Genomic DNA, 21,682 nt, shown 5'->3' with positions numbered 1-21,682 from the left:
ACCTTAAAATCCCAGCTCTCTAAAGAAGTCAGGATCAAATACCGTGAACATATAGAAAAATTTCTGTGTGGAGATGCTCTTTTCTGGAGCAGGAGCTATTTTTGCGCCACAACCGGATCCGTTTCACTTGAGACAGTGAAAAAATATATAGAAAGCCAGCGCACGGATGACCACAAAAGAAAATATGAAAAGACAGGACGAAATAGTAAAGCAAAGCGCTGAGGGTCAGCGATTCATCCCCCACCGACTATGTCGGAAGGAGTTTTCTCGCTGATACATCATAATAAAGAATATTCCTTTCATCTGATCATTAGTCTTGTCCATTACATCATCCTTAATATCTCTTGATGGTCCTAGGGGACGGGGTCAATGTCATTTTTTGGTCCTATAACCCCGTCCCCAAAGGGGTCAAAAGCCATAAACTACTACGCCGGCAAATGCAGATACCAATATCAGGATAATCGGTGACATTTTCTTTTTGTATATCTTCCGAAATCCAAAATAAAACATCGCCAGTGCTAGTGTCAGTAACACCGGAAGAATATCTTTTTCATAAATTAGCGGAGTCAAGCCGTTCTTGCCAATCATACTGACTCCCATAGCCAGTATAATGCCGATAATGCACGGTTTAATCCCATTAAACGCTGCTTTCAACCACTTTTTCCCTGATACCCTGTTTATCAAGGTCATTAGAAGTATGATAAAAATAAATGCCGGAGTAACCACGGAAAGTGTCGCTAAGATTCCGCCAGGTACTCCTGCTTTGCTACATCCAACATACGTTGCGAGATTTACCATAATAGGCCCCGGAGTACTTTCACTGATTGCGATCATATTAACCAGAGTTTCTTCATCTATCCAGCCATAATGCAGGACTACATCTCTTATAAGCGGTATAGCACCATATGCTCCGCCAAATGAAAATAGTCCAACCTTCAAAAAGCCAATGATCAGATCCAGATATATCATTTATCTGCACCTCCTTTCATGGAATGCATATTAGATATTCCGGATATAACCATACCGGACACTGCAGCGATCACTAAAAGCAGGATGGAGGATATTCCAAGATTGAAGATGTTGTTTAGAAACATTATCAAAAAGGCCGCGCTCAGGATTATGCATGGTACAGTCTTCTTTTCCATCTTCTTTATCATGCCTATTGCTGCATCAAGGATCAGGATACCAACCGCAATCCTTATTCCTTTAAAACCACTTACTATCCCCTGAATCTCAAGGAAATTCTCAAGGAATTTTGAGATCAGATAAATAATTACAAAAGAAGGTGTCACCACTCCAAGAGTCGCTGCAATAGCACCTGCAATACCTTTTTGCTTATATCCAACAAAAGTGGCACAGTTAACGGCTATGGGCCCGGGTGTGGACTCAGCAATTACCGTGATCTTCATCATCTGCTCATGAGTTATCCATTTCTTCTGCTCAACACAGATGCTTTCTATCAACGAAATCATGGCATACCCACCGCCGAAGGTGAAAAGCCCTATTTTTGCAAATGTAAGAAAAAGAGTAACTATCATTAGTGATGACAACCTCCACAGCTGCGTCTGTGTTTCCGCTTGCTCCTGCATAAAGTTTGATTCCGTCATTCTTCTGATATTCATACTGATTTGACATCCTTATTTCAAGTAAAAATTATGAAATATGCCCTACGCCGTCGTTTTTGCCGTCTGAAGGCATATTTGAATTATTCAGTATATTTATATTTTTTCATAATCTGACCTGATGTTATACAGAGGACGGTTCCGGACACTCCAAGTATGAACATCATTAGTGCTGCTCCTGAGCCCTTTCCGGTTCCAAAAAGAAATGTCCAGAATGCATTATCACTTCTCATAGTCATGAATGGTTCGCAGATTTTGTCTACAAATAATCCTCCAAGAAACAGTCCGATTGGAATCGTGAAAAACTGCAAAGTATTTCTGCAAGCATACACTCTTCCCTGAAGTTCTATAGGAATAACATTCCTCATTATTACGTTCTGGTTGGCAGCCATAAGCGGCACGAACACCCAGCCTAAGATCTGACCGATGCACCATAAAACAGGACTTCTTGAAAATGCCAGTACGAAGTTCTCTATCCCAAGTGAAAAAAGCATTGTCAGATATATTACCTTTACTCTGTCTTTAGGTTTAGGCAGAATCATAGGAAGGAAGCTTCCTGCTACCATTGCCAGTCCTGAGCAGGCTGTTACTAAGCCATACACATTGTTGCCTTTTTGAGGTATGACAAGTGCCGGAAGTACAGCATCAAAAGTTGAAGCTGTAAGATTAACTCCTGACATAAACAGGATTATGGTAAGAATAAGTGGTGTTTCATTCAGGAAGCTAATCCCCTCTTTAGCCAATTTGATCACGTTATCGTTTTTATCTGATCCCTCATGAATCTCAGGAAGTTTTATGAAAAACAATAATGCCACAAATGCTATGGCAAAAGTTAGAAGATCAACCGCGATTACCACATCCAATCCTGCCAGCCCATAAAGCGCCGCAGCAATAAGCGGATTTCCGATTGATATAAGAGAACGTGACAACTGCTGGAATCCGCCGGTCTTCTGATAATGTTCCTTTGGAACGATAAGTGAATATGCCACTTCTGAAGCCGGCTGCTGAACAGTGTTCATAAGCCCCGAAAACGCATTGATGGCGTACAGATGCCACATTGTAAGAGCATCGTTTTTGTATAAAACAAATACAACAACTGTCGTAAGCGCTGCCATAAGATCGCAGATGAGCATGGTTTTCTTTTTATCGAATTTATCTGTTAATGCCCCGGCGAAAATGCTCATAATAACGTACGGTGCATATGTGCAGATTGTAAGTGCCGCCGTGCTCAGCGCAGATCCGGTCTTTTCATACATCCAAAGTGTCAGCGCAAATTCTGTTATTGCACTACCCAGCTGTGAAAGACTCTGCGTAAGCCAAATTATGTAAAAATCTCTTAATTCTTTTATTTTATTTTTCATTATCATTTACCCTCCATACAAATTTTTTTATCTGCATGGAGCTAATGCGCTGCAATTTATCATGGCTTTCCTCCTTATCATTTTTATATATTTAATAATATTTTTCACTTATTTTCCTGAAATAACAACGCCATCAACGGCTATATACGGAACGACAGAGTTGCCGTTGCAGACAAGTTCCTTGGAAATGTCGCGGATATTTTTGACGATCTCACCCAGGTTGCCGTTTACCATGGTCTCGGATAAAGCATATTTGATTTCGCCGTTTTCAACGAAGAAGCTGTTCTTTGCGACGCCGGAAAAATCTCCGTTTGTTCCGGGTTCTCCGCCGGAGAAGCCTCCCATGATGAGGCCTTTGTCAACGGATTTAATGATCTCTGAAAGGGGCTTATCGCCGGGTTCAACTACAAGGCTCCATCCTGTGTTTTTGACAACAGGACGTCCTGTTTTGTTGGCTGCATACAGGCTTAAGCTGTGTGTTTTCAGCACGCCGTTTTCTATTAAGGTCACATCCTCTGCCCTAAAGCCGTCCTGGGTTCCTCTTTCTCCTCCAACTATTCTGTCATCAAATGGCTTCTTTGATACCGTAAGCTTATCGCTTGCCACCTTCTCGCCGACCTTATCAAGCCAGAGACTGGTTCCGTCTATGATAACGCCATCTGACATATAATGGGAAATCAGCATGCCCAGGAAGTTGGAAGCTGCTCCGGGAGTGAGTATAACCGTTCCCTCAAATTTCCCGTCAATGCTCTTGGTGTGAATACTGTTACTGATATCCTCAAGACTTTGTCTTAGATTACCCCTATCAATAAAAGGTGTATCCAGATCGTCTACGGTAACACCGGCCCAGCCAAAGCCACTGGTTTTATCATCTTCTCTTGCGCTAATCTCGAAGAAAAAATTGTAATGGCCGGAAAAATCCTCGAATTCTGTCCCATTTGTGTTCCTTGATATCCAGTGACTCTTGTCATAAGAACCCACTGCAGCCATAACATTAACCTTGGGATATTCCTTTTTTATGGAATCAAGGCATTCCTGAATTCTCTCTATAAACTTATCCATATCAGGTTCATATGGGCCCTGTCTGAATACCTCTTTTCCCTGATCAGGAGCTATGTCATGGCAGGGATCCTCAGGAGATGATTCTGATGCAGTCAGGCCATCCTCGGCAAGCTTAACTAGCGCATCCTTAGAAAGGTCATTTCCACTGGCACTTCCCATTTTATTATCCTTAAAAACAGTTAAGGAAGTGTAATAGTCAAACACTGTTCGCATAAGCTTGAATTCACCGTTTTGTGCGTTAAGCTCCTGTTTTTCGGACTCTACTAGTACGTATGTATATTTATCTATCTTTTTATCAATTAGTATATTATCGAATAAATCTGCGACTTCTCTCATCTCGCTCATTTAAATACGTCCTCCCTTGAAATCTCGATTTGTTATCTTCGGCCGATCGTGATCTTACTACTCATGTTATCTTCCGCCGATCATGATCTTACAACGCATATGCGGGCCGCCCATGCCTACTGCCATTTGCTGCTTTTTTCCGCACCAGCCGCATCCGGTCCATTCAACCTCATTGGAAACCATATCCACTGTTTTGAGCATATCAAAGGCAATTCCGGAAACTGTTGTATCAAGAAGTGCCCGGCCAAGCTTGCCGTTTTTAATCTCATAGCCGCAGACTACACTAAACATGAACTCACCCGTAAGGTCAGCCTGACCATTGCCCGAATTGATGAGATAATAGCCGTCATCAACGGATTCTATCAGCTCTTCAACAGTGTTTTTCCCGGGGAGAATGCAAGTGTTCCTCATTCTGATAAGAGGTTCGTCGCAAAAAGCCCATCCCCTGGCATTTCCTGTGGGCTTCATACCAAATTTCTCAGCTGTCTCGCGGTTGTTCATATATCCCGTCAGAATACCGTCCTTGATAAGCACTGCATCTTCTGCCTTGATACCCTCGTCATCAAGGTATACAGGAAGAGGTGCACGCTCTCCGTTATAGGTGTGAGCAAAGTCAACCAGTGTTACCAGATCAGAGGCTACTCTTTTTCCAAGGTTCGGACCGGCAACGCTGCCGCCCATTACAAGGTCTGCTTCTACAGTATGGCCAACGGCTTCATGAGCAAGCATTCCGCCCATATCTCCGCCAAGTACAACGGTCTTGTAGCCTGCTTCGGCATAGACACCTTCTGACTTGTCTTTAACCTTTTTATATAGCTTTTCAAGCTCAGGATAATACTGTTCAACGTCAGCGAAATTATCCTCAAAATTCCCAAAGCCGCCAAGACCTTTGTAGCATTCTACAGGTGTACCGTCCTTTGTTTTCAGGCTCATGCCAACATACATGCAGGTTCTGGGTGTAACAAGATGTCCATCATAAGCATCCGAAGAGTATATGATTCTGTCCTGTGAATCCTCGCTGTAATAAATAGAACGACTCTCCAGATTCGGGTATTTCTGAGCGATGTAATCGTCCATCTTACGACATGCATCAATTATTTTCTTCTGCTCCGCATCAACAATATCCCCGTTTGTGGGAACAAGCCCTGTTCCATAGGAAGGCGGAAGGACTATTCCCTTATTTCCTGCATGGCGAGCCATCAGTTTTGCATTTTCAGATGCTGATTTCAAAACCTTTTTTGCTGCCTCATCACTGCATTCAGCTATGGATGCAAATCCATATAGTCCCTCTTTTCCGACCAGCGCGCTTACTCCTCGTGATTCTCGTCTGGAATTATTAACCAGATTCCCTTTCAGAATACTAACTGTCCGGTAGCGATTTTCCTGGGCTCTGAGCACGGTCTGAACCCCGTCTTCAAACAGTGCTTTGTTTACTTCATAAATGTCTGTAAGCATAGTTTTCCTCCCCTGTAGTCTGTAATTTCGCAAGTTTATAGTGAAAACAATTAAAAAAATAAACTATCTCAATATCTCATCTACGGTAGAAACCGTACTGAAGCTACCCTTGTTTCGTGCAATTATTTCCTTCATTTTCTGAAGTTCAAAATAGCTCACATAGCAGATAAGAGTCTTATTCTCTCCTGCAATCATTCCGTATGAATGAGTGCCAGTCCAAGCCCGAGCAGCGCTCCGCCAAATGCTACAGCGAGGAAGTGCTCCGACAATTATGACCAGGTACGAAAAAAAGTCATCGAATCTCTTATTCATATATACCTCAAAAAAGATGTCTATCCGTGCAGTTAGTAGTGTCAATCTCAATGATAATACGCCGTTCATCAAAAGAAAAGAGAACGCGCCTAAAAGCCGGATAGATGTCTTTTTTATACTGCAAAATCATGCAGCCTGAGGAACTGTCAGATTCTTAAGCCATCGCTCCTTGCGAAGCCAAAAGTGGAATATTACTACCTTCACCAGATCCAGGACCTTTACTCCAAAGTACATTGTCACCGGTCCGACATTTGTGTATCTTGCAAAAATAAACAGCATCGGCAGCATAACCAGAATCGTTATAAATGCGTCCGTATACATTCCCATGGCTGTGTCGCCTCCGGCTCTTGCTATAGCCTGCTGCGCATTCATGAGAACCCATGCAGGCATGAAGAAAGCAAGAAGAATTACCATGTTCCTGCAGATGCCTACTGCGCTGTCACTTAACCTGCCAAATACAACAGGAACTATGAGCGTAGTTCCAAGGCCCACAAAAGTCATCATTACGCCAAGGACTGATGCTCCTGATAGGAGCCATTTTTTCTGGATACGGGCCTCTTCAAGGTTTCCTGTGCCGAGAGTTTTTCCGATAATAACTCCTGTTGCAGAATAAATGCCACCGATAGCAACAAAGAAGAGATTTGCTATTGCAAAGCCTGATGCCATGCCTGATACAACATCTGCTCCGCCTCTTCCGTTATAGATAGCGGTTGTAACTGTTTCTGAAAGCACCCACACCATCTCACAAAAAAGAACCAGCGCGCCTTTCTTTGCCATACTTCCAAAGAGCCTTGCGTCTATCCTGATGAAATTGGTAAATCTCACCATGAAGTCCGGTTTAAGCTTCGCATAAACTACAAGGAAAGCTATAAATTCAAAGGTTCGTGCAATAACTGTGGCGTAAGCCGCACCGTTTACTCCCAGAGCAGGAAGCCCAAAGTGTCCGTAGATAAGCACCCAGTTAAGGCATGTATTGATAAGGGTTGCTATAACGGTGATCACAAGCGGAATATTTACCTTTCCAAGATCACGAAGGGAGCTTGCAATGACAACGGATATAGTCATCTGAACACCTACAAAAAAGCAGATTCCAATATAGCTCACAGCTGCGTCAAGAATTGCATCCGCCTGAGTGTTACCGATTACCATAAGAGACAGTATCTGTCTCGGGTATACCCTACACACCAGATAGTAAGGAATAGCGGCAGCAAGACCCATGATCAGCTTGAATCTAAAGGCCTGCCCCATACCCCTCTTATCCTTAGCGCCAAAGTACTGAGTCATGAAAATTCCGCCTGCAGTGCAGATCGTATTTACATAAACCATGAAAATGAACATTACCTGTCCGGCCACGTTTACCCCCGACATAGCGATGTCTCCAAGGCCTGATACCATGAAGTTGTCAACCAGCGAAACCATGCTCTGTATAAGCTGCTGAAGCATTATAGGTACAGCTATCGACAAGGCATTTATATAAAATTTTCCGGGGCCAAAAAATTTGTCCCTTCTATTTACTATCGCATTCATTTCTATCATTTTCTCCTACAATACCCATTCTTTTCTTTACTCATCATCATATCTTTGAACTATTTCATTTTCACAGCTCCTTTATTTTCAAACCTATCACATGATAAAAAAGAGGTCGTCATCTACACCGATAACGACCTAAATTTCACTGATTTTTCCTCAGGTTCTGCGCTTTCTCAAAGAAAGCCTTTTTGATGGTCCATTACATGGTATCGCACTTAAGTGCCTCAATAATACTGTCGTTCCTGATCCTTGATGCACTAAGTAACATGCTGAATCCAATGATAATAAATACTGCAACAACCATCATCAGATACATAGGGTAATTAAGTTCAAAGGCGAATACCTTGCTCTCAATTGTGTTAAACATCAGGAAGCTAAGAAAAATTGATACCGGTATTCCAATAAACAGGGCTCTTAATCCATAGAGAATAGTTTCAAGGATAAGCATCTTCTTAATACCCTTTTCCTCCATTCCCACGGATCTGAACATGGCAAATTCCTGCCTTCTCATATGTACCGCTGTAGATATGGTGTTCACAATATTAGCAATAGCGATAAGTGTCAAAAGAATAGTGAATCCATACATTGCCGTGTTAAGCATAAGGGATACTGTATCCATGGCATTTATTGCCTGTGACAGATCCTGAACCACGCAGTTTGTGTAGCCGCCATAAGTTGTGATGTCACTGATCTTTGATACAAGTCCCTCTTCACTACCAGTGGGGAACACACCGTATGTATAGCTAAGAGCTGTTTTGTCTAAGTGTTCCTGCGCTTTTTCATAATACATTGATACGGGAACGTAAACATCCACTGTGTTCTTGGGCACCAGATTGCAAACATAGCTATCCTCTTTGTACTTAACGATTCCGCTCACTTCAACAACCGGTGGATTATTCTCGGGATCATCATAAAAAATCTTTTCGCCAATTATACTTTCGTTAAAAACAGGCTTACCATTCTCTGTATGAAGGTAGCTGTCAAGGATTACTCCCTTAAGCTCTTTTCCATGATAATCAGTAGGATTTATTCCGTTTTCGTTAAGGAGCTTATCGAAATCTTCATCATCCACAAGGATCACCATAACACCGTCAAGGTTGTCAAACAGTGCCTTATAATCGTTTGTGAGATAATCCTTATTCAAAAAGCTATTGTTTGCCGGAACAAAATCAGACTTATTGTCATGATCCTTAAAAAGATAGGTAACATAGTCTGCAGATACAACTCTTTCAACCTCCGGAAGAGCCTCCAGTTCCTCTTTTAACCTGTCTTTTTCATCCAGCCCGCAAGAAACATATATGTTGAACGGAAGATCGATCTCATACTGATTCAGCTTCAAAAATGTATTATTAAAAAAGTCGATAGTCAGGAACAATATGATCGATATCGCCATGGAAAAAACAATTACTGTTCCCTTAAATCCGTTTCTCTTTATGTTTTTGTAAGCAAGTTCACCTTCATACCCGAAAATCTTTCTTATAAAAGGATTAACCTTAAGCTTTCTTGCCTTCATCTTAACCACATTTGTCTGGCGGAGTGCATCGAGAGGCATTATCTTAGATGCCTTGACTGCCGGAACAAAGGCGGATATAAATACTGTCACAGCGGAAACAATCACAATCGCCAGAATAACATAAGGGTTAACTATGATCGGAATAGCTCCTCGCATACCCTCAGCTCCAGCAATCATATCTGATTCAAGAATTTTCCTTCCAAGGAAATCCAGGGTTACTGCAGCACCTGCACATCCTGCGAGAATCCCCAGAGGAATTCCGATAAGGCCCAGCACCAATCCTTCAAAATATATGGATGCTCTTTTTTGTGCCCTTGTAGCACCAACGCTGGCCAGCATGCCAAGGTATCTCACTTTTTCAGTAAGTGACATTCCAAAGGCGTTGTAGATCAGGACCACCGAAGTAGCGATTACTATCAAAAGAGCAATTCCCATCAATGTAAAGAACTGAATGTAGGTACCGCCCATTCCCTTGGTAGCAAAAACACTTATCAAAAATTCAGTGTTCATATCTCCGATATGAAGACCGTAATCCTCGGCAATCTGCTGTATCTGAACTGCCGACGTACTGTCAGCCTTTTTTAAAGCTATGCGACAATCAAGGTATGGTTTTCCTTCATCATCAAGCCCTACGGCCATGCCAAAGTCCATACCCCTGAGGATATCAAAGTCCTTTGTCGGTCTGTTGCCATGGAGGATTGCCGTAATTGTAGCGCTCTCTGTAGAAAGAGCTTCGAACTGCTCTTCAGATCTGTATGATCCGCCATAATAAATCTTTGTTCCATCCGGTTCTATTTCATATCTGTTTCCCAGTTCAAAAGTAATGGTATCCCCAACATGAAGATCAAGGCCATTATCCTTAAGAAATCCCTCTTCAACTGCAACTTCATCAGAGGTTTCGGGGAGCTTGCCCTCATACTCAGAAACCACAAGCTGCTTGTATATATCCCCGCCGCCATTATAAATATTGCCAACCCTGAAACGCATCTCTTTATCTGTGAGCATCCTGACACCTGTGATGGTAGGATCCGTGCAGACAACTCCGGCATATTTTATTCTGGAATCATTTTCAAGAGCCTGAACATCTTCCCATGTCAGCTTATCGTATACAGCATGAACATCACCATCAGTAAGCCTGTTGATGCTTCCAAAAAAACTAAAGAATGAAAAAACACCAACCAATATAGCTGTGATAAGTGCTGTAGATGCAACAATTCCAAGGATCGTAACAATAGTTCTCTTCTTGTTTTCCAGAAGGTGTCTTATGGTGAGTTTTGATATGATATTCATTACGCACTCGCCTCCTCCCTCTTGGAGTCATGGGTTATCTGACCATCTTCAATAGTTATTACTCTGTCAGCTGAAAGAGCTATTCTCTCATCATGGGTGATGATGATAACCGTCTGTCTGTTCTCCTTATTGAATTTCCTAAGAAGAGCTATGATTTCTCTGCTGTTCTCGGAATCAAGGTTACCTGTGGGCTCATCTGCCAAAAGAAGTGCAGGATGATTCATAAGCGCTCTTCCGATTGAAACTCTTTGCTGCTGTCCACCGGACAACTGATTAGGAAGATGTCCTACTCTCTCTGATAATCCAAGCTTTTGAACAAGATCATTTAAGAGCTTCTTATCCGGCTTCTTTCCATCCAGAAGAATCGGCAGAGTCATGTTTTCCTCCACATTGAGGATCGGAATCAGGTTGTAAAACTGATATATAAGTCCGATCTGTCTTCTTCTGAAAATAGCAAGCTTTGTTTCATTCAGCTTACTGATATCCGTACCTGAGATATTCACTTCCCCTGAAGTAGGCGTATCAACGCCTCCCAGAATATGCATCAGAGTAGATTTTCCCGAACCTGATGGTCCGACTATAGCAACAAATTCTCCCTGCTCTATATCAAAGGAAACGTTCTTAAGAGCATCTACTTTTGTCTCTCCGCTTCCGTAGACCTTACACAGGTTTTTTATTTCCAATATCTTCATACGAATTCTCCCTTCTCATCATTTACATTGTTCGTTTAATTGTTTCTGATGATAGGTTATTATATTGAGATTACAATCAAGTGACTGTTTTATTACACTTTTGTCACATTTCCGAGTCTTGTCTCTTACACGATCGTCTTGTCGCTTACACAATGGTCTTGTAAAGCTTGATCACAAAGGTAGATCCCACGCCTTCTTTGCTTGTTACTGAAATCTCGCCATGCTGATCTTCTATGATAGCCTTAGTCAGTGCAAGGCCTATTCCAACACTGTCTTTTCCTGCATTTTTACCCTTATAAAAACGTTCAAAAATATGAGGGATATCCTCAGCGGCAATTCCGCAGCCGGTATCTTTTATGGTTATCTGGCTAAAAAGAGTTGTATCAAGGGTAGTAATTTCCAGCTCTCCTCCGGCGTCCATGTGCTCAATGCAGTTTTTGACAATGTTCTGGAGTGCTTCCACCGTCCAGTTTTTATCGCAGACAAAAGACATGTCGGTTACAGCCTGTTTATATGAGACTCCGCGAAGCTCGAATTGAATTTCAAAGGGCTTTATGACTTCTGCCAGCAATTCCTTTGCTGAAAGCTGTTCCCGCTTAAGCTCTATGGTTCCTGCATCAAGCTTTGACAGCTTCAAGAGAGTCTGTATCAGCCAGTTCATTCTCGAAAGCTGCGCGGACTGGGTTTGCAGGAATTCCCGGCGCTTTTTCGGATCGTCTTCGACAGCCAGAAGGTCATTCATGACCATCATTGATGTAAGTGGTGTTTTAAGCTGATGGCTAATATCCGCTATTGCGGATGCAAGCTGCTTTTTGTCGTCACTAAGTATCTCATTTTGAGCCTTAAGGGTGGATGAAGCTTTATATATATTGTTTACAAGGATCGAAAGCTCGCCCTCCTCCTGATTCAGGATGTCAGGGGTATCACTTCCTGACAAAACCTTCACCAGATAGTCGTTTAGTTCTTCTATCCTGCTATACCTCTTTTTTGTGTAGTAAAAAAAGACAGCAAGGAGCACAGCCCCGGTAATAAGGGGCAATATCCCTGCTGTTATTCCTGCAAAAATGAATCCGCCAAAAGCCATTAAAATGGTTACAGCGGATCCAATAATCATGATTCTTCTAAAGTCTTGGTTTCTCATACAATTCCTCACAAGGTAGTTCTCTCAGCTAATATACCCCATACCTCTGACAGTCCTGATGATCTGCGGATCTGCCGGGTCCTTTTCAATCTTGTCGCGAAGTCTTTTTATATAAACCGTAAGCGTATTGTCATTTACAAAGTCACCGGCTACGTCCCACAAATCCTGGAGCAGCTGATTTCTTGAAAGTACCACGCCTTTGTTGTTGCAAAAAGTAAGAAGAAGTCTGTATTCAAGCGCTGTGAGTTCAACAGTTGTTTCCTCTCCGTTGTCTTCCTCCTTCTTTGTAACCCTTGCTTCACCTGTGTAAATAGTGATATTTCCTAATTTTTCTATGGATGCATCTCCGGCGCCTGCGCCGCCTGTTCTTTTTCCGGAGCGCCTGAGCACTGTCTTTATTCTGGCCATAAGCTCATTGATTCTGAAGGGCTTACAGATATAATCATCTGCTCCCATCTCAAGGCCCATGACCACGTTTACTTCCGCGTCACTGGCTGTGAGGAAAATCACAGGAACATCCTCTTTTTCCTTAATGAACTTACACACGTCATAACCGTTGCCATCCGGAAGGTTGATGTCCAGAATGCAGATGTCATAAGTGCCGTTTTTCCAGGCATTTCTGGCATCTTTGGCATTTTCCGTAAGCGTGACTTCATACCCTTCTTTTTCAAGAGAATACTTAAGCCCCATACTTATGGCATTGTCATCTTCAAGCAAAAAAACTTTCATCGTTGTTCTCCTCATGCCCCTTTCTGCCCGGTTTTCATTTTGCTCCATAATAGTTTGTAATTTGTTATCCCAAGTTATGATTCATAAATCACTCTTCAACGAACATTCCCGTAAGCTTCGGAACTTTAAACCTGTTAATGAATAAATCGCATTTACATAAAAAGGTATAGAAAGCATGATGCCCTTCACAGGCAAAGGATTCATAATTTGCCTGCCCTTTGGAAAAGATAATATCTGCATTATCTATAGCAGCTTTTGCTTCCTCTGAGAGCCTTGGATATACTGTACCGGCTATCGGTGCGCCATTGGTAATAAGCTTCCCAACTTTATCAAGGCCCACGTACAACGCATCTTCCATGGTTGCATCGTTAGATACATCTCCGCCTCTAACCATAATCATAAGGTCGAGCTGCGGATATCTCTTTTTTAGCTGTTCAAGCATTAGCTTATCCAACACGATCTCACCACAGTTATCCGTCAAAAGAATAAACCTTTTCGATTTAGAGCATTTATCGCAAAATGACTCATAAACCTGCCTCTCATCCTCACGCATTTTTGTATCATCAAAAAGCTTTAAAAACGTCTCTTTATCAACCTGATGCAATGCCGCAAAATCAATGTAGTTGCCTATCCTACTCATTACTATGCTTGTAGCAAGAGGGTCTTCGCTGCTTTCGGTTTCTTTTCTCAGATCATCTTCCATGGAAAGAACCAGATCGTTGTATTCCTTCTTTTCATCTTTAAAATCCGGCAATGGTCCAAAATACTTTTCATGTATTTTATTAATCTGAATAACAAGCTCTGGACTTGTAATATCCTCAGGTCTGTTATCCAGTACCGCCTTTATTTCTGCCAGATAGTCCTTATTATCTGTTTTCTTTAATTGTCTGTCATACATGCATTTTGCACAGCTGTCACTAAATTTCATTTTAATCCCCACAGACCGTAAGGATCACGCCTAAGTTCTTCTTCGTATAAAGAAACTACTGACAATATGTCGAAGAACATCACCTTACAATCCCCTATATAAGCTTCTTTTATCAGATTCTTATTATATGCCATATCCTGTATCTTGTACCAGGCTTTTACCGGCGGATGTCCGGCCTCCATGAACCAGCCTTCCGGAGGATACTTTTTATTTATCTCCTCTGTTGGCTCAAACATTTTGTTTATGTCCTTTGGAGTTGCTCCCTCCATGTAATGCATGGCTGTTAGCTTATAAATATCTACGCCAAACATCAGAGCTTTTCCGCCGTTATGGATGGCATAATCAAGGCCGCCCTTTACTGCCTCCTCAGCGTGCTTGCCCCATCCGGCAGTACTAATGACCTCTTCCCCGCAGACAGTATCAGGGAGCATGCGGAAGGTGTCCGCTATAGCTCCCATGGCAGTTTTCTTTTCATCTCTATCAAGAACCTTTATCTTGACTGTGATGCCCATTTTCTTATCTTCTTCTGTGAGCTCAAGCTCCTTGCTAAGTCTGAGTGCGGGCATGAAAATGCTTCCCTCTTCTGTCACAAGCTCCTTTAGGGCATCGATGAGAGTCATCGCCCCACCCTCGAGATTGCCGAAACTGCTAAGGGAGCTGTGTACCTCCAGGATCATACCGGGCTTAACGCCCAGGTTTGTTAGTGCGTTTATCAATTCATTTTTTGTCACTGACATATAATTGATTGCTCCTTTCAGTTTTGGTTTGCACTAAACTCGCTTGATTTTGCACAGTTTTACTATCTAACAGGATTGAAACTCCCCCGCTTTCTTTTTTAATGTAATCAGTGCAATTATCAAAATGTATACAGCCGACAAGATGACGTAGAACCATATATCGACCTGCAGGAAACAGTACAGGAAATTAAAACAGAAATGGATCACTATGCCATAAATCAGGTTGTCATTATTTTCCATGAAATAGTTCATGATAAAGCAAAGTCCTGTCATTACGATAACATTGGACAACACATAGGGAATCATCTGAATTCCCATGTAATCAGAATCCACAAACCAAAGTACTGTATGCCAGAATGCCCATATAACGCCCTGTATCACAGATGCTTTGAAAAAGCTGTAATTTTCATTAAGGTACGGACGAAGATACCCTCTCCATCCGGATTCCTCTCCTGTGGGACCTGTGGTGATTGAAAAAAGAAATGATGCCCAGAATGGATATGCTCCAAGACTCCAGTATTCACCGAATGCTTTACCCTGTAACTGAGACAATATGAGCACCGTTATCAGAGTCGCACCGAGAGTTATAATGGCTGATGCTGCTAGCGTCGCAATGCTAATCCTTCCGCCAAAAGCCTTTTTATAGAACCCGCCCATCGTTTGTCCTGGGCAATAATACTTGAATCCCACCAACAGCACAATTGTCGGTGCCCATGCGCAGACATTCGACAAAATCCTCATCACAACCGGTGGGCAGTGAAACACCATACTCGCCGTGCCGCAAAGTCCCAGCACCATAAACCAAAACACAATGTAGCTCAAGGCCACATACCTTTTTACTTTCTTCTCCATGCATTTGTCCACAAGATGTTTCTTTGATCCATAGAATGCTTCTAAATTAACAATCGGTTCGCTATCTACATCGTAAAAATCATTCAACATAAAACACTCCTCTCTCTTAAGCCAGCGCTGTTTCTGCCGCCTTTTTTATTTTGGCCCTAGGGGATCATTTTACCTGTATAGGCTGTGCGTTTGATACATATATCATAGCATCGTAAAGTTCAGACGGTGATCGCCATATCCTATATGTCATGGGAATAACAGCCATAAGCGGTGAATATGCTTCTCCAAGTGATCCCATCCATGTATACTCGTTGACAATGTTCTTAAGTGGCGAGTCATCCGGAATCTTGGAAAAATCGAGATAGCTCTCATCGAAACCACACTTATACGAAGCTTTTGCCAGCGGATCGTATGAGAAAAAAGTCTTATTCACTCTCTTTGGACCTTCTCCTTTGCGAAGATTGCATTTCGTCTTGTAAAAATCAGTACCGATTACAAAGTATTGATCTCCAAGAGCATCAGCCAAAAGATTACCTGTTACCTTTTCATCAGGTCCGTAAGTTCCATGGCGCTCCACATGACCAATATGTGCAGACACAAAAATCGTGTTATTTCCAAGCTTCTCTTCCTGCTTAAGGATCCAATTGATATTATCTGCCATGTATCCATCTCGCATTTTGGGAGAGCTCGAAGCTCCGGTTTCATAAGCTGTAAACAGCTCAATATTCTGAAGCAGTATATCTGCAAAATGTGCAACATACTCGGCCTTTGTTGAATTTACCTTAGTGAGTTCTTTCTTCAGCTCCTCATAGATTGCAGCTCTTTTTTCACGATCATACTCAGAATCAATATCCTCTGCCTCATCATCCCAGGTCTTCTCCAGTTCAGTTACATCAACCCCAAGCTCTTTTGCGCCTTCCGCAAGATACTTGTGATTGTAAGCTGTTCTCTGCATGTCAAAGCCATAGAATCTAAGCTTATCTCGCTCAGAAGCAGAATCGTTGTACTCACGCATCCATGAAATAAGCTCTGCCATCTGCTCTGTTCTGTAGATAGCGAATCCAATTGCGGCTGCAGCTTCTTCCGCCGTTCCTTCTCCGCCGTTGATATATCTGTTGACTGCCTCACATCCGCCGCAATCGCCCTCAAGCGTAAAGGCACGAACTCCGTAGTTTTCAACCAGAACTTTAAATACGTCAAGTTTGAGCTCCTGAAACTCTGCGTTACCGTGAGTTGCTTCACCCAGGGCCACAATCTTTGTATTCTCGGGAATTGTGATATCTGCAACTGATCCGGCGTATTTTGCATACTCTTCTATATCTGCGGTCTCGCCTGTTCCGAATCCTCCAAAATACGAGAATGTAACTCCGGCAACAATTACCGCCACTATAAAGGCCATCAATATGATAAATGGCCATGAAATCTTTTTCCTTGCTGTATCAGTCAATACTCTGCCCTCCTACTTTTTCTTAATTCTACATTATCTTAAAACAAAAACAGACCCTTTTTCACTTATCAGGGTCTGTTTTACACTGTTATATTATTGAAGTTCATCCAGTTCTTCTTCAAAGCTCTTTAATATTTTAAGTAATTCATTCTGCATGCTTTCGGGGATTCTATCCATGATTTCAGCAAACTTAATTTCCATTGTCTCATGCTTTTTTCTGTGTTCTGCTCTGGCCTTCTTCCCAAGCTTTGTGAGATACAGATTAAGCTCCGAATCAGAGCTTGGTGAAACTCGTTTCTCCACAAGTCCCTTATCCACCAGTTTGTAAACCATCTGCGATGCAGCGCCCTTGGTGATCCCACGGACCTTCGCAAGTCCTGTCACGCTGATTCCTTCCTGATCGCCTATTATCGCCACTGTATGAATTTCAGGCTGAGTCAGCGTAAGCCCTTTGCAGTACTGCTGAGGTTTCTTTTCAAACTGTGAATACTTATGGATTATGCGTTCCATCTGCCATGCAAGCTCTCTGTAATCCTTCATATCAATCCACTTCTCTTTTGGTTATTAATTTGGTATCTTCCACAATTATAACCGGGTAAAAAGCGCCTTACAATCTAATCCTGTTTTTCACATTCCGCCAAAACTTCATCAAGTATCCTGACCGCACTTCTGATCATCTCCGGGCAGCGTGTTCGAAAAAGATTCTTCTCCATTATCTTTTCACGCTCGTCCGGCTTTGAAAGATCGTACCCCAGCAGTTCTCTGCAAACAACACTACCGTTCTCCCTGATAAACCTGTTCATATAATCCTCAGTCATAGCATATGCCTTTGCCTTGGTTTCGGTATCACTGCTTTCCGAATGACCATACAATAATCCCAAAACCATTAGTGCACCGGACACAGCACCGCACATTTCGCCTTTTCTTGCTCCACCACCAAAATTAGTAGCAAGCCGTAGTGCAAATTTCTCATCTATTCCATGCTCAATTGCATATGTTGTAAAAACTCCCTGCGTACAGTTGAAATTATGGCTGTAGTATTCAACCGCCTTTTCTTCATGAAAACTTCCCATCCTGCTCCTCACCTTCACGTGCCATTGGGGACTGCCATTGGCACGTTAAACAATTTGCTGTAGCATTTTGCAAAACTCGTTTAGTTTATGTTCATTTTCTTCTGAAGGCTTATCCTTCGGATCTATGAAAATTGCTGAGGCAGCAAAACTGTCAATTCCGATACAATCCTTTAGCTTAGAAAAAGCTTTCTCAGCCCCGGCACCGCTCTGACAGGCAAATGCGGCTATAGTTTTACCTTTTAATCCCTCTTCGTTCTCTAAAATAAATGTCCTTAGCGGCGGTGTGAAGGTACTTGCCCATACAGGAAATCCAAAAATAATCTCATCATAAGCAGACAAGTCCACATCATAAGGCTCAAGCTCCGGCTTCTCTGCCATAACCGCACTCTTTCCGCCCCAGAAAAATTTCGAAAAGCCGCCTGTAGCGTATGCTTTCTTGGGAACGAGCCTTAATTTATCTGATGAAAGCTCCTTTGCCATTTCATCTGCTATGTACTCTGTGTTACCTTCCAATGAAAAATAAACAATAATTCTTTGCATGTAATCCTCCTTCAAAATGGCATCTATTTACCTTTATGCTTTTCTTTCTTTTTCTGCTGTTTTAGTTTAAAAAGTCTTAACTCTTCTTCCTCTTTCCGCTCCCGGCTTTTGACCTTGCGTTCAATCTTGTTCTGCTCTTGTTGCAGCTTTAATGCCTGCTGAGATTTTGTTCCGATACCTTTTCCCAGAACCGTTTTCTTGGCATCACGTTGTAATCTCTTCGGATTTCTTTTGCTTTCCTTTACCACTGTATCTACAGCAGGGCTAAATTTCAACCGACAATAGTTTCTGATAACAAACTCCTGAACTTCGTAATCCTTGGGTTCTGCACCAAAAATCACTTTTGCCACAGATAATTTCCCATTGTCTACATGTTCAAAAACTCCTACCCAGAAAGGATCATCAAAATATACTGTTAATTTATCACTCACAAACCCAGTATCCATCGTAAACCTTCAAATAATCGTAGCAGTCCTCATTTCTCTGATATCACAATAGCTCAATAACAAAAACAGGCCTTCTCATACACTGAAAAGACCCTGTTTTTCACTTCATTCTATCCCGATATAACTTACTTAGTGGAGCATACGGGACTTGTTCCGGAGATTAGTGATACGCCAACCCATTTCGCATTTATAATATTTTATTACTTTTGCGAATCAACAAGCCATCTTGCAATATCAATTATCCTTATTCCTTCATGCTGTGTCTCATCATGTTTCGTTCTTGCTATGAGCATCTTTGGATAAGCATCTTTAATGCTCAACAACGGAGCCACTTCTCTCTTAAAAGTCTCCTCCCTTGTTATATCATCGGAAACCTGTATGTACAGCTTTTCACCTTCTTTAATGGCAACAAAATCAATCTCTTTTTCATACAGCTTTCCAACATAAACCTCGTAGCCACGGCGCAAAAGCTCAAGAGCCACTATATTCTCATATAAATGACCATAGTCAGCATCTTTTGTTCCTAATTCAGCAAAGCGGAAAGACAGATCCGAAAGATAATACTTCTTGTCTGATTCAAGATATTTTTTCCCTTTTATGTCATATCTCTGAATTGGGTAGAACAAAAAAGAACGGCACAGATAATCTATATATGATCCAACCGTTTTATCGTTTGTTTTATATGTACCGGACGTAAGCTTAGAGGCAACATTTCTTATCGAAGTCTGATTGCCAACATTATCCATAAGGAAATTACCAATCATTATAAGTAAGTCTTCATTTTCAATTTTGAATTTGGTAACTATATCCTTTGTAATGGTAGTTCGATATATTCCATTTACATATTTCCTGGCATCTTCCTCTGACTTATATAAATATGAACCAGACATGCCGCCTTTTCGTACATAATCGTCAAAGGCCTCATCCACATTGTTCGATGGGAAATATGTCATATACTCACTAAAAGAAAATGGATATAGTTTTACCTCAAATATCCTTCCGCCAAACAAAGTCGCCAGGTCACTTGAAAGCAAAAAAGCATTAGATCCTGTAAGATATATATCAAATAATTCTTCCTCATAAACACTATTAATAACTCTTTCAAAACCCTCACACATCTGAATCTCGTCTATAAACAAATAGTTATTCTTTTGAGAGTCATATTGCTTCTCAATATATTCATAGAGCTTATCGCCATTAAGTAATGGCTCATTCTTTTTCAGGTTTAGTTTAATGCGCACAATATTTGCACTCTCATCTTTCGAAATACTCTCAATGAGTGCATCCATAAGTTTGGATTTTCCACTTCTTCTTACGCCGGTTATCACCTTGATATCCGGAATATCTTTAACTGCAAGTAGGGCATTTAAATAATAATCTCTCTGTATCAGCTTCATTTTCTTCACCTCAAAAACAGTATACCTCATTTCGCAAATTTAAACAATTTTCAAATTTGCGAAACAAAACACATCGGTAAATAATACCGATGTGCCAATGACTCCATATGAAGCTGCAAACCGCTTATTTCCAATCTACACCACTTCGGTTTCAACGCCATCAGAATCAAATACCTTCACCATCTCGTTTATTGCGATAGACGTGTTGCCGCCAATTCTTGGGCTTCCATTAATGATAAGTACTTTCATAGCCATGTCTCATTCCTGCTTTTAATAATCTGTCTTTACAGACATTTTCTCCCACTTATCTATCTCATTAAGTCTGGCATTTAATGCACCCCGGACTGCTGAAATAGCATCTGTTCCAAGAAGAAGCCTTAAAGGAGTCTCATCACTCTCAATAGCTTCTATTAGAGGAATACCTGCCTTATCCGGATCTCCGGGCTGCTGTGCCTTGTTCACATTCTGTTCAACAGAACGAAGCCAGGCAGTATCTTTATAATCCTCCAGCGTGTTCTTTGACCCTTTAAGTGAACTGTCATAAAAATGTGTCCTGAAAGCACCGGGTTCCACAATCATCACCTTAATTCCCAAGGGCTTCATCTCAGCATAAAGCCCTTCTGACATCAGTTCCAATGCTGCCTTACTTGCAGCATAATAGCCGGAAGCTGCGCCTGTACGGGCTGCTCCTATTGACGATATGTTTATTATGGCACCACTTTTATTCTCTCTCATTCCGGGAAGGACAGCTTTGATCATTTCAACTGCCCCGAAGAAGTTTGTATCAAACATCTTTCGTACACCTTCATCTTCAGCTTCCTCGACTGAAGATCTGTATGCATAACCTGCATTGTTTACAAGAACATCTATCTTACCAAATTTATCGGTTGCAGTCTTAACACAGTTTTTAATGCTGTTTTTATCCGTAACATCCAACACCACAGCAAGAGCTGTTTCAGGATACTTTGCCACTATGTTTTTTACTTTATCAGTATTTCTCGCAGTGACTACCACGTTGTAGCCTCTTTCAAGAGCATTTTTCGCGATTCCCGCACCAATTCCGCCCTCTGAGCAGCCAGTAATAAGCCATGTTTTCATATTATTCATCTGACGGCATACCACCTTCAATGCAGATTCAGTACGAACTTCACAAACTCAGGACTATCATGGTTTACGATCTCGCTGTGTCCCAGATCCTTTGCAGCCACCTTAGCCATCT

At 41.7% G+C, this 21,682-nt stretch carries 23 protein-coding genes; 1 reads left to right on the top strand and 22 read right to left on the bottom strand.

Annotation, left to right across the window (positions count from 1 at the left end; translation table 11 throughout):
* A partial coding sequence (locus G603_RS20725; protein WP_035793612.1) for a transposase occupies positions 1 to 222 on the top strand: 222 nt, incomplete at its 5' end.
* Between the two features lie 186 nt (positions 223 to 408).
* On the opposite strand, the gene G603_RS0115550 is transcribed toward G603_RS20725, so the two are convergent.
* The 22 genes from G603_RS0115550 to G603_RS0115445 form a co-directional block, all read right to left on the bottom strand.
* A complete protein-coding gene (locus tag G603_RS0115550) occupies positions 409 to 969 on the bottom strand; it encodes a chromate transporter (RefSeq protein ID WP_026670802.1) in 561 nt (186 codons plus the stop codon).
* Complete coding sequence (locus G603_RS0115545; protein WP_242834895.1) at positions 966 to 1,622, bottom strand: chromate transporter; 657 nt, start codon at positions 1,620 to 1,622, stop codon at positions 966 to 968. The genes G603_RS0115550 and G603_RS0115545 overlap by 4 nt, the downstream gene beginning before the upstream one ends.
* An 83-nt stretch (positions 1,623 to 1,705) precedes the next feature.
* The gene (locus G603_RS20720; RefSeq protein WP_330367668.1) at positions 1,706 to 2,983 is read right to left on the bottom strand and encodes an MFS transporter; all 1,278 of its coding nucleotides are present in this window, start codon (positions 2,981 to 2,983) and stop codon (positions 1,706 to 1,708) included.
* Positions 2,984 to 3,091: 108 nt separating this feature from the next.
* Entirely contained in the window at positions 3,092 to 4,390 is a 1,299-nt protein-coding gene (locus tag G603_RS0115535) for a TldD/PmbA family protein (RefSeq protein WP_026523912.1), read from the bottom strand.
* Positions 4,391 to 4,456: 66 nt separating this feature from the next.
* Positions 4,457 to 5,845 carry a TldD/PmbA family protein gene (locus G603_RS0115530; protein ID WP_026670800.1) on the bottom strand — a complete coding sequence of 463 codons (1,389 nt, stop codon included), beginning with the start codon at positions 5,843 to 5,845 and terminating at the stop codon, positions 4,457 to 4,459.
* Between the two features lie 63 nt (positions 5,846 to 5,908).
* The gene (locus G603_RS22930; protein ID WP_026670799.1) at positions 5,909 to 6,157 is read right to left on the bottom strand and encodes a DUF2179 domain-containing protein; all 249 of its coding nucleotides are present in this window, start codon (positions 6,155 to 6,157) and stop codon (positions 5,909 to 5,911) included.
* A gap of 126 nt (positions 6,158 to 6,283) precedes the next feature.
* Positions 6,284 to 7,684 (bottom strand): MATE family efflux transporter, encoded by a 1,401-nt coding sequence (locus G603_RS0115520; protein WP_026670798.1) that lies wholly within the window; start codon positions 7,682 to 7,684, stop codon positions 6,284 to 6,286.
* Positions 7,685 to 7,886: 202 nt separating this feature from the next.
* A complete protein-coding gene (locus G603_RS0115515) occupies positions 7,887 to 10,490 on the bottom strand; it encodes an ABC transporter permease (RefSeq protein ID WP_026670797.1) in 2,604 nt (867 codons plus the stop codon).
* On the bottom strand, positions 10,490 to 11,182 hold the full coding sequence (locus G603_RS20715) for an ABC transporter ATP-binding protein (RefSeq protein ID WP_035793606.1): 693 nt from the start codon (positions 11,180 to 11,182) through the stop codon (positions 10,490 to 10,492). Before G603_RS20715 ends, G603_RS0115515 begins: the two co-directional genes overlap by 1 nt.
* 145 nt (positions 11,183 to 11,327) lie before the next feature.
* Positions 11,328 to 12,323 carry a sensor histidine kinase gene (locus tag G603_RS0115505; RefSeq protein ID WP_026670796.1) on the bottom strand — a complete coding sequence of 332 codons (996 nt, stop codon included), beginning with the start codon at positions 12,321 to 12,323 and terminating at the stop codon, positions 11,328 to 11,330.
* Between the two features lie 24 nt (positions 12,324 to 12,347).
* Positions 12,348 to 13,052, bottom strand: coding sequence for a response regulator transcription factor (locus tag G603_RS0115500; RefSeq protein WP_026670795.1), 705 nt, complete (start codon positions 13,050 to 13,052; stop codon positions 12,348 to 12,350).
* Positions 13,053 to 13,140: 88 nt separating this feature from the next.
* Positions 13,141 to 13,980, bottom strand: a complete 840-nt coding sequence (locus G603_RS0115495; protein WP_026670794.1) for a damage-control phosphatase ARMT1 family protein — start codon at positions 13,978 to 13,980, stop codon at positions 13,141 to 13,143.
* Entirely contained in the window at positions 13,977 to 14,717 is a 741-nt protein-coding gene (locus G603_RS0115490) for an AAC(3) family N-acetyltransferase (RefSeq protein WP_026670793.1), read from the bottom strand. The genes G603_RS0115495 and G603_RS0115490 overlap by 4 nt, the downstream gene beginning before the upstream one ends.
* Before the next feature lie 66 nt (positions 14,718 to 14,783).
* Positions 14,784 to 15,659 carry a CPBP family intramembrane glutamic endopeptidase gene (locus G603_RS20710; RefSeq protein ID WP_051207977.1) on the bottom strand — a complete coding sequence of 292 codons (876 nt, stop codon included), beginning with the start codon at positions 15,657 to 15,659 and terminating at the stop codon, positions 14,784 to 14,786.
* A 64-nt stretch (positions 15,660 to 15,723) separates the two neighbouring features.
* Positions 15,724 to 17,007 (bottom strand): erythromycin esterase family protein, encoded by a 1,284-nt coding sequence (locus tag G603_RS0115480; protein WP_026670792.1) that lies wholly within the window; start codon positions 17,005 to 17,007, stop codon positions 15,724 to 15,726.
* Between the two features lie 93 nt (positions 17,008 to 17,100).
* Positions 17,101 to 17,547, bottom strand: a complete 447-nt coding sequence (locus G603_RS20705; protein WP_051207974.1) for a MarR family winged helix-turn-helix transcriptional regulator — start codon at positions 17,545 to 17,547, stop codon at positions 17,101 to 17,103.
* Positions 17,548 to 17,621: 74 nt separating this feature from the next.
* A complete protein-coding gene (locus tag G603_RS0115470; protein WP_035793603.1) occupies positions 17,622 to 18,080 on the bottom strand; it encodes a C-GCAxxG-C-C family protein in 459 nt (152 codons plus the stop codon).
* Between the two features lie 45 nt (positions 18,081 to 18,125).
* Positions 18,126 to 18,620, bottom strand: a complete 495-nt coding sequence (locus G603_RS0115465) for a flavodoxin family protein (protein WP_026670790.1) — start codon at positions 18,618 to 18,620, stop codon at positions 18,126 to 18,128.
* A 23-nt stretch (positions 18,621 to 18,643) separates the two neighbouring features.
* The gene (locus G603_RS0115460) at positions 18,644 to 19,066 is read right to left on the bottom strand and encodes a YjdF family protein (protein WP_026670789.1); all 423 of its coding nucleotides are present in this window, start codon (positions 19,064 to 19,066) and stop codon (positions 18,644 to 18,646) included.
* A gap of 200 nt (positions 19,067 to 19,266) precedes the next feature.
* Complete coding sequence (locus tag G603_RS0115455; protein WP_026670788.1) at positions 19,267 to 20,463, bottom strand: ATP-binding protein; 1,197 nt, start codon at positions 20,461 to 20,463, stop codon at positions 19,267 to 19,269.
* 135 nt (positions 20,464 to 20,598) lie between these two features.
* The gene (locus G603_RS22115) at positions 20,599 to 20,718 is read right to left on the bottom strand and encodes an NAD(P)H-dependent oxidoreductase (RefSeq protein WP_330367667.1); all 120 of its coding nucleotides are present in this window, start codon (positions 20,716 to 20,718) and stop codon (positions 20,599 to 20,601) included.
* A 15-nt stretch (positions 20,719 to 20,733) separates the two neighbouring features.
* A complete protein-coding gene (locus tag G603_RS0115445) occupies positions 20,734 to 21,570 on the bottom strand; it encodes an oxidoreductase (protein WP_242829617.1) in 837 nt (278 codons plus the stop codon).
* Positions 21,571 to 21,682 lie beyond the last annotated feature (112 nt).

The sequence above is a fragment of the Butyrivibrio sp. AE3006 genome, from assembly GCF_000424165.1.
GTDB lineage: Bacteria > Bacillota > Clostridia > Lachnospirales > Lachnospiraceae > Butyrivibrio.
Note: the sequence above shows the minus strand (reverse complement) of the source record. Positions and strands in the feature narration are given on the sequence as shown.

Excerpts from the sequence above, each read along its gene's own strand:
- G603_RS0115550 (WP_026670802.1), bottom strand. The coding sequence starts at position 969 with ATGATATATCTGGATCTGATCATTGGCTTTTTGAAGGTTGGACTATTT.
- G603_RS0115545 (WP_242834895.1), bottom strand. The coding sequence starts at position 1,622 with ATGAATATCAGAAGAATGACGGAATCAAACTTTATGCAGGAGCAAGCG.
- G603_RS20720 (WP_330367668.1), bottom strand. The coding sequence starts at position 2,983 with ATGAAAAATAAAATAAAAGAATTAAGAGATTTTTACATAATTTGGCTT.
- G603_RS0115535 (WP_026523912.1), bottom strand. The coding sequence starts at position 4,390 with ATGAGCGAGATGAGAGAAGTCGCAGATTTATTCGATAATATACTAATT.
- G603_RS0115530 (WP_026670800.1), bottom strand. The coding sequence starts at position 5,845 with ATGCTTACAGACATTTATGAAGTAAACAAAGCACTGTTTGAAGACGGG.
- G603_RS22930 (WP_026670799.1), bottom strand. The coding sequence starts at position 6,157 with ATGAATAAGAGATTCGATGACTTTTTTTCGTACCTGGTCATAATTGTC.
- G603_RS0115520 (WP_026670798.1), bottom strand. The coding sequence starts at position 7,684 with ATGAATGCGATAGTAAATAGAAGGGACAAATTTTTTGGCCCCGGAAAA.
- G603_RS0115515 (WP_026670797.1), bottom strand. The coding sequence starts at position 10,490 with ATGAATATCATATCAAAACTCACCATAAGACACCTTCTGGAAAACAAG.
- G603_RS20715 (WP_035793606.1), bottom strand. The coding sequence starts at position 11,182 with ATGAAGATATTGGAAATAAAAAACCTGTGTAAGGTCTACGGAAGCGGA.
- G603_RS0115505 (WP_026670796.1), bottom strand. The coding sequence starts at position 12,323 with ATGAGAAACCAAGACTTTAGAAGAATCATGATTATTGGATCCGCTGTA.
- G603_RS0115500 (WP_026670795.1), bottom strand. The coding sequence starts at position 13,052 with ATGAAAGTTTTTTTGCTTGAAGATGACAATGCCATAAGTATGGGGCTT.
- G603_RS0115495 (WP_026670794.1), bottom strand. The coding sequence starts at position 13,980 with ATGAAATTTAGTGACAGCTGTGCAAAATGCATGTATGACAGACAATTA.
- G603_RS0115490 (WP_026670793.1), bottom strand. The coding sequence starts at position 14,717 with ATGTCAGTGACAAAAAATGAATTGATAAACGCACTAACAAACCTGGGC.
- G603_RS20710 (WP_051207977.1), bottom strand. The coding sequence starts at position 15,659 with ATGTTGAATGATTTTTACGATGTAGATAGCGAACCGATTGTTAATTTA.
- G603_RS20705 (WP_051207974.1), bottom strand. The coding sequence starts at position 17,547 with ATGAAGGATTACAGAGAGCTTGCATGGCAGATGGAACGCATAATCCAT.
- G603_RS0115470 (WP_035793603.1), bottom strand. The coding sequence starts at position 18,080 with ATGGGAAGTTTTCATGAAGAAAAGGCGGTTGAATACTACAGCCATAAT.
- G603_RS0115465 (WP_026670790.1), bottom strand. The coding sequence starts at position 18,620 with ATGCAAAGAATTATTGTTTATTTTTCATTGGAAGGTAACACAGAGTAC.
- G603_RS0115460 (WP_026670789.1), bottom strand. The coding sequence starts at position 19,066 with ATGGATACTGGGTTTGTGAGTGATAAATTAACAGTATATTTTGATGAT.
- G603_RS0115455 (WP_026670788.1), bottom strand. The coding sequence starts at position 20,463 with ATGAAGCTGATACAGAGAGATTATTATTTAAATGCCCTACTTGCAGTT.
- G603_RS22115 (WP_330367667.1), bottom strand. The coding sequence starts at position 20,718 with ATGGCTATGAAAGTACTTATCATTAATGGAAGCCCAAGAATTGGCGGC.
- G603_RS0115445 (WP_242829617.1), bottom strand. The coding sequence starts at position 21,570 with ATGAATAATATGAAAACATGGCTTATTACTGGCTGCTCAGAGGGCGGA.